Genomic DNA, 5,989 nt, shown 5'->3' on the forward strand with positions numbered 1-5,989 from the left:
TACTCATTAATTTTGGCAATAAACAAGTAAAAAACGGTGTAGAACGCATCATAAATGATAAATTATAAGTCTCCGTGTCTCCGCGTCTCCGTGTTTTAACTATTCAAGTTATTGATTAACAGATAGTTGAAAATCGAGCTGGCGTTATTTTATAGACACGGGCCTTCTTTGCTATCTATTACGCATAGAAAATGCAGAGCAGCTTATTTACTCTCCATTTGGAGGGCATATTTTTGAAAATATGGTGATTATGGAAGTGATTAAGCGATTTGCGGGAAAGGGAGAAAGAGCCCCTTGTTACTTTTATAGGACAACAAGTGGAATTGAGGTGGATCTTTTAGTAGATTATGGCTCTTATTTTAATGCTTATGAAATTAAGTTTACATCAACTCCTAAATCTTCCATGATAAAGCCTCTGGAACGATTTAGAGAAGAGTTTTCTGTGAAAACAACTTCTCTTCTTAACTTACGTGAAAAACCACTTCCGATGACAAAAGAGATTGTAGCTATGCACTGGAGTATGTGTGAAATTTAAGGGGATTTTCGCTGTTTTTGAAAAAATTGTCTCATAAGATCTGCGCATTCTGCCTGGAGAATGCCTTGTTGAACTTCAATTTTATGGCAAGGGTGGTTTTTATCAAATAAGTTTACCCAGCTGCCACAAGCTCCTTGACGAATATCTGGTGCGCCCCAAACAAGCCTCTTGACTCTTGATAGTAGAAGGGCTCCTGCGCACATGCTGCAAGGCTCAAGAGTGCAATAGAGGGTTGTATTTAAAAGGCGCCAGTTTTCTAAAAAGGAGGCTCCTGCTGTAATGCAAACCATTTCTGCGTGGGCTGTTGCATCTTTGAGAAGTTCTACCTGATTGTGACCTCTTGCAATGATTTTTCCATCTTGTACAAGGACTGCGCCAATGGGGACTTCATCTTCTTTGAAAGCACGCCTTGCTTCTTGCAAAGCGTACTTCATAAAGTGCTCATCCTCTTCTTTACTTACAAGCATCTTGCAGCTTGCGTTGTAGGGTGCTGACATGCTTTTTAAGGGTATCCGTATCATGAACATACTTTTTCTGCAGGCCAGAAAGTTTTTTCTCATACTTGTCTGTAATGCGCTGTATGGCTGTTTCATGCTGAACTTTTAACTCTTCAAGAGAGGCTTTTGCTTGTAATTCTTCAGCTTGTTGGGCATGCCTTGAAAGCTCTTTTATTGCATGTTCACGCAGTTCCTTGATGTGATGTTCTTGAAATACAACAGTATTAAGAATAGTAAATATATACGTCTGTATGGCTCCAAATTCATGGACAGCATGATCCATGAGAATTTTTGATTTGTCTTCCTCTAGTGTTTTTAGCTGATCGAAGTCAGGGTTTATTTTGGAAAGCTCTTTTTCAAAATAGTGATAGAGATCTGTATGCTTTAAAACCCATCTTACAATGATAAATTCACAGACGTTATCAATTCCTGATTCTACCATTTTTTGATAGACTTCAATGAGTTCTTGTACTGTGATGCGAGGTATTGGCTTATTACCAAAATAGGTCCTTAAAAACTGCCGATCATTTTGCAAGTGTTCCTGCTTTAAGTCCTTTTTAACGGATTCAATAATGGACGCAAACCAGGGCATTAGAAGTTCAAGCTTTTTTTGATTGCTTATCTCTTGTATCATAATCGAGTTTTTCCTTTTGTTCTTGTGATGAGAAAGATCCTACTATAGCTTTGTATTTTACAAAAAGTAATTTCAGACAATGTTTTAGCCCTTGATAAATTAGCCTTGTTTTGTTAAGATATATGAATATACCGGATGGAAGTAGAGGAGTCCTTGAATGTCGTTAGATAAGAGCACAAAAGAAGAAATTACGAAAAAATTCCAGCTGCACGATAAGGATACGGGATCGGCAGACGTTCAGATTGCTATTTTGACAGAGAGAATTACAGAATTAACAGACCACTTAAAAATATCCCCAAAAGATCATAGTTCGCGCCTTGCTCTTTTGAAGCTTGTAGGTCAGAGACGCAAATTATTAGATTATCTTAACTCAACGGACACAGAGCGTTATAAAACACTGATCGTTCGTCTTAATTTAAGAAAGTAGTATTTCATTAAAATTATCTTGAATTTAGACCAAGCAACTTTTACATAAAAAGTTGCTTGGTTTTTTATCCATATCGCAAAATATCCCGATTATATATAGTGAATTCTCTCTTTATCGAATCCAAGGATTCGTAGAAGTTAGAGAATTATACTTAAAAATTTAAATATAATTCTCTGATTTCTATTTATTTCCTTGGATCACAACATTAAAAAACGTAAAAAACAGGAAATATAACGTTTATGAATTTAGACAAGAAAAGTACATCCGTTACAATTGACGGAAAAACAATTACCTTTGAAACAGGAAAAATTGCAAGACAAGCAGGTGGTGCTGTTCTTGCAACGCAAGGGGAGACAATGGTCCTCTCCACTGCTTGTTCTGCGGCAGAGCCTACTGAAAAAGCTGACTTTGTTCCTTTGAGAGTAGATTATCAAGAGAAGTTTTCTGCTGCTGGAAAAACGCTTGGTGGATTTATCAAGAGGGAAGGTCGGCCAACGGAAAGAGAGACACTGGTTTCTCGCCTTATTGACAGGCCTATAAGACCACTTTTCCCAGAAGGCTTTTCTTATGAAGTGCAACTTCTATCCTATGTGTTTTCTTTTGATGGAGTACATTCACCAGATTACCTTGCAATTTGTGCAACTTCTGCAGCATTGATGATTTCAGATATTCCTTTTACAAAGCCAATTGGTGCTGTTCGTATGGGATTTGTAGAGGGCAAATTTATTGTTAACCCAACTATTGAAGAATTAAATAAGAGTAAGTTGGATTTGGTTTTGGCAGGTACAAGCGATGCTATATTGATGATCGAGGGGCATTGTGACTTTTTAACTGAAGAACAGGTTTTAGAGTCCATTGAAACAGGTCATAGAGCAATACAGCAGATTTGTAAAGTGCTTGTTGAATGGCAAGCAATAGTTGGAAAGCCAAAATCACAAAAACCTCTTTTCTTAACGCCTCAAGAAGTAATAGATGCTGTTGACGAGATTGCAGCGCCTCTTCTTGAAAAGTCTCTTTGTATCACGGATAAACAAGCAAGAGAGGACGCTTCTGCTTCCGTAAAAGCAACCGTTCTTGCAGCGCTTTTCCCAGAGGGGAAAGAGCCTAAATATCTGGCTTGCGATGTGTCTGCAGCTTTTAAGAAAATTGAGTCTAAGCATATGCGTAAAATGATATTATCTAAAAATATTCGTTGTGATGGGCGTAAAACAACAGAAATTAGGCCTATAGATGTTGAACAAGGCTTGCTGCCAAGAGCTCATGGTAGCTCACTCTTCACAAGAGGAGAAACGCAGGCACTTGCGGTGTGTACACTCGGCGGAGAAGGTATGGGTCTTCGTTATGAAGATTTAAATGGAGATTGGACATCAAAGTTTTACTTGCAATATTCATTCCCTCCTTTTTCTGTAGGGGAAGTAGGACGTATTGGTGCTCCTGGAAGAAGAGAGGTAGGTCATGGAAAGCTTGCAGAGCGCTCTTTGAAAGCACTCATTCCAAGTCCAGAAAAGTTTCCTTATACGGTACGTCTAGAGTCAAATATTACAGAGTCTAACGGCTCTTCTTCAATGGCATCTGTTTGTGGTGGCTGTTTAGCTTTGATGGATGCAGGAGTTCCTGTTGAGCGTCCGATTTCTGGCATTGCTATGGGACTTATTCTAGAAAGTAATCATTATGTTATCCTCTCAGACATTCTTGGAATTGAGGATGCTCTTGGTGATATGGACTTTAAAGTTGCAGGAGATGAAAGGGGGATCACAGCCTTTCAAATGGACATTAAAGTTGAGGGTATCACTCACGACATTATGAAGGCAGCGCTTGCCCAGGCAAGAGATGGACGCATTCATATCTTGAAGAAGATGTTAGATGCGTGTCCAAATATTAAGACGGAGATGTCTAAGCATGCACCCCGTATTGAAACAATACAAGTAAAGCAGAGCAAGCTAGGAACAATTATTGGTCCTGGTGGCAAGATGATTAGAAGTATTATCGAAGAGACTGGTGTTCAGATCGATATTAATGACTCTGGCCTTGTAAGTATCGCTTCTAATAATGCAGATGGCATGAAAAAAGCTAAACAGATTATTTTAGATCTTATTAGCGAAATAGAAGTTGGTAAGACATATCAAGGGCGTGTAACGTCCGTTATGCCTTTTGGTGCATTTGTAGAAGTCCTTCCAGGAAAAGAGGGCTTATGCCATATTTCTGAGTTGGACAATAGCCGTATTGTCAATATTCATGAATTTGTAAAAGAAGGCGATGAAATTGTCGTTAAGGTATTAGAGGTGGATGACAAGGGTCGCTATAAGCTTAGCCGCAAAGCTGCTCTTTAAATATCTACACGTAATTTGCAAGGGCGCAAGTGCCCTGCGTTATAAATACCTAGGGCAATCCGCCCTAGGTATATCACAAACAAGTTCAAGAACTATTTATGTATAAATTATCGCCAGTTGATGTCGATGATTTTGTCTGCAGCGGATTTCTTGCGTAATTTCTTTCTTATCCACTTACCAATGCTTGTAAGCACATAGTCAAGCTTCCTAGTCCAAGCAAAAGGGCTTCTTGCTCCAAAAACGAGAGTTGCAAAAAGATAGCCAATGACCAAGCTTCCAAGATGCACACTGAATAGTAAAAAAGCACCCTCTGATAGTTTTCCAAGAAAACTTAAAGCAAGAAAGATAAAGATGAGCATGCGTGCTTTAATAGGAAAGGGTGTTACTTGAACAATTTCAAAGTGGGGGAAAAGCATAAGCCAAACAAATAGTAGCGCATAGAGGGTAGGGGTGGGGCCTATAAGAAGAGTTGTGCTATTTGTAAAATACATAAGAAGCGCACCAAATAGTCCAGACGTAATTCCAGAGAAGAGAAAAAGTGTTGAAAATGTCTTTTCACCTGTTTTTTTAATTATGGATGTACTAAGAACCCAGAGCAAATAAGAGTCAAAGACTAAATTTAGGATAAAAGTGAAAGTAAAGCCCTCTGGGCCCGGTTCTACAAAAAAATAGGTAAGAAATTGCCAGTAAAATTTTTTGTCTAGTCCGAGGGAAGAAAGGCCTAATAGAGCGTCGATACTCCATTCGGGGAATAGTTCCATAATTAGCTTGTTAAATAGAGCACAGAAGAGAGAGAGAAGGACGAGGGTAACAAGGAATATTCGAAGGCTTGTAGGTGGCGATTGCTGTTTAAACGATGTTTTCATGTGCTCTTTTAAAGGTTGATTTTATTCTTTTATTCTAAATGATCTGAAGATTTATAGAGATAGATTTTTGTTTTATAGAGATCATTTGCTTCATAAACTATCAAGGGAGTGATACCAGGAAGTGCAAACGTATGTGAAACAAACCATGTGCCCTTTTTGCACTCTGTTTTAAATTTTTTTGCTAGCTTTTCCATGGCGCCAGGATAGAGATAACAAAGAATCAGACCATTTCCCTCTAGAGAAACACTAAAGAAATTTTTTTTGTAGATAGAGACATTACGACAGCCTTTTAATTTTAATAATAGCCATGTGTAAAGAAAGGGAATAAGAGAATTTTCATATCCAATGATGGTATGATGGGGGAAGCATTTGGGTAGAGTAAAAAAAAGTGTTCCAAAGCCAGTTCCAAGTTCTACAATGGGATTATTTACCTCTTGGGGAAGGCTATGAAGCAGTTTGTCTCTTACTTTAAATGAGGTTGGAACAGGTGCAACCCCATTATAAAGAGAGTAACAGATGATAGAAATAAGAATAAATAAAGCTGTTGCTATTAGAATCATATTAGACTTCTTGCGTAATTACATTTGCTTGTTAAAATTGTCTTTTTTGACATCTTTATCGTTAAATTTTTCAACCATATGTTCACATATGCTTGAAAAATTTATCAATAAATCTACTCAAAAAATTTCAATTTTTCTAA

General features: G+C 37.9%; 7 protein-coding genes. 3 read left to right on the plus strand and 4 right to left on the minus strand.

What is annotated here, in order from left to right:
- Positions 1-151: 151 nt before the first annotated feature.
- Positions 152-535: a DUF4143 domain-containing protein gene (locus P4L16_04530; GenBank protein MDR3624389.1), complete on the plus strand. Its 384-nt coding sequence runs from the start codon at positions 152-154 to the stop codon at positions 533-535.
- Here P4L16_04530 and tadA read toward each other — a convergent pair.
- On the minus strand, positions 532-1,002 hold the full coding sequence (tadA, locus tag P4L16_04535) for a tRNA adenosine(34) deaminase TadA (protein MDR3624390.1): 471 nt from the start codon (positions 1,000-1,002) through the stop codon (positions 532-534). The genes P4L16_04530 and tadA overlap by 4 nt on opposite strands.
- Positions 989-1,666: a hypothetical protein gene (locus P4L16_04540; GenBank protein ID MDR3624391.1), complete on the minus strand. Its 678-nt coding sequence runs from the start codon at positions 1,664-1,666 to the stop codon at positions 989-991. Before P4L16_04540 ends, tadA begins: the two co-directional genes overlap by 14 nt.
- 157 nt (positions 1,667-1,823) lie before the next feature.
- On the opposite strand from P4L16_04540, the gene rpsO reads away from it, so the two are divergent.
- Positions 1,824-2,093, plus strand: coding sequence for a 30S ribosomal protein S15 (gene rpsO, locus P4L16_04545; GenBank protein MDR3624392.1), 270 nt, complete (start codon positions 1,824-1,826; stop codon positions 2,091-2,093).
- 239 nt (positions 2,094-2,332) lie between these two features.
- On the plus strand, positions 2,333-4,423 hold the full coding sequence (gene pnp, locus P4L16_04550; protein ID MDR3624393.1) for a polyribonucleotide nucleotidyltransferase: 2,091 nt from the start codon (positions 2,333-2,335) through the stop codon (positions 4,421-4,423).
- Between the two features lie 107 nt (positions 4,424-4,530).
- On the opposite strand, the gene P4L16_04555 is transcribed toward pnp, so the two are convergent.
- On the minus strand, positions 4,531-5,289 hold the full coding sequence (locus P4L16_04555) for a rhomboid family intramembrane serine protease (protein ID MDR3624394.1): 759 nt from the start codon (positions 5,287-5,289) through the stop codon (positions 4,531-4,533).
- A 29-nt stretch (positions 5,290-5,318) separates the two neighbouring features.
- Complete coding sequence (locus P4L16_04560; GenBank protein MDR3624395.1) at positions 5,319-5,849, minus strand: hypothetical protein; 531 nt, start codon at positions 5,847-5,849, stop codon at positions 5,319-5,321.
- Positions 5,850-5,989: the final 140 nt, after the last annotated feature.

Source organism: Chlamydiales bacterium, assembly GCA_031292375.1.
Classification (GTDB): domain Bacteria; phylum Chlamydiota; class Chlamydiia; order Chlamydiales; family VFKH01; genus JARLHF01.

Coding starts and splice junctions, on each gene's coding strand:
- tadA (MDR3624390.1), bottom strand. CDS start 1,002: ATGCTTGTAAGTAAAGAAGAGGATGAGCACTTTATGAAGTACGCTTTG.
- P4L16_04540 (MDR3624391.1), bottom strand. CDS start 1,666: ATGATACAAGAGATAAGCAATCAAAAAAAGCTTGAACTTCTAATGCCC.
- rpsO (MDR3624392.1), top strand. CDS start 1,824: ATGTCGTTAGATAAGAGCACAAAAGAAGAAATTACGAAAAAATTCCAG.
- pnp (MDR3624393.1), top strand. CDS start 2,333: ATGAATTTAGACAAGAAAAGTACATCCGTTACAATTGACGGAAAAACA.
- P4L16_04555 (MDR3624394.1), bottom strand. CDS start 5,289: ATGAAAACATCGTTTAAACAGCAATCGCCACCTACAAGCCTTCGAATA.
- P4L16_04560 (MDR3624395.1), bottom strand. CDS start 5,849: ATGATTCTAATAGCAACAGCTTTATTTATTCTTATTTCTATCATCTGT.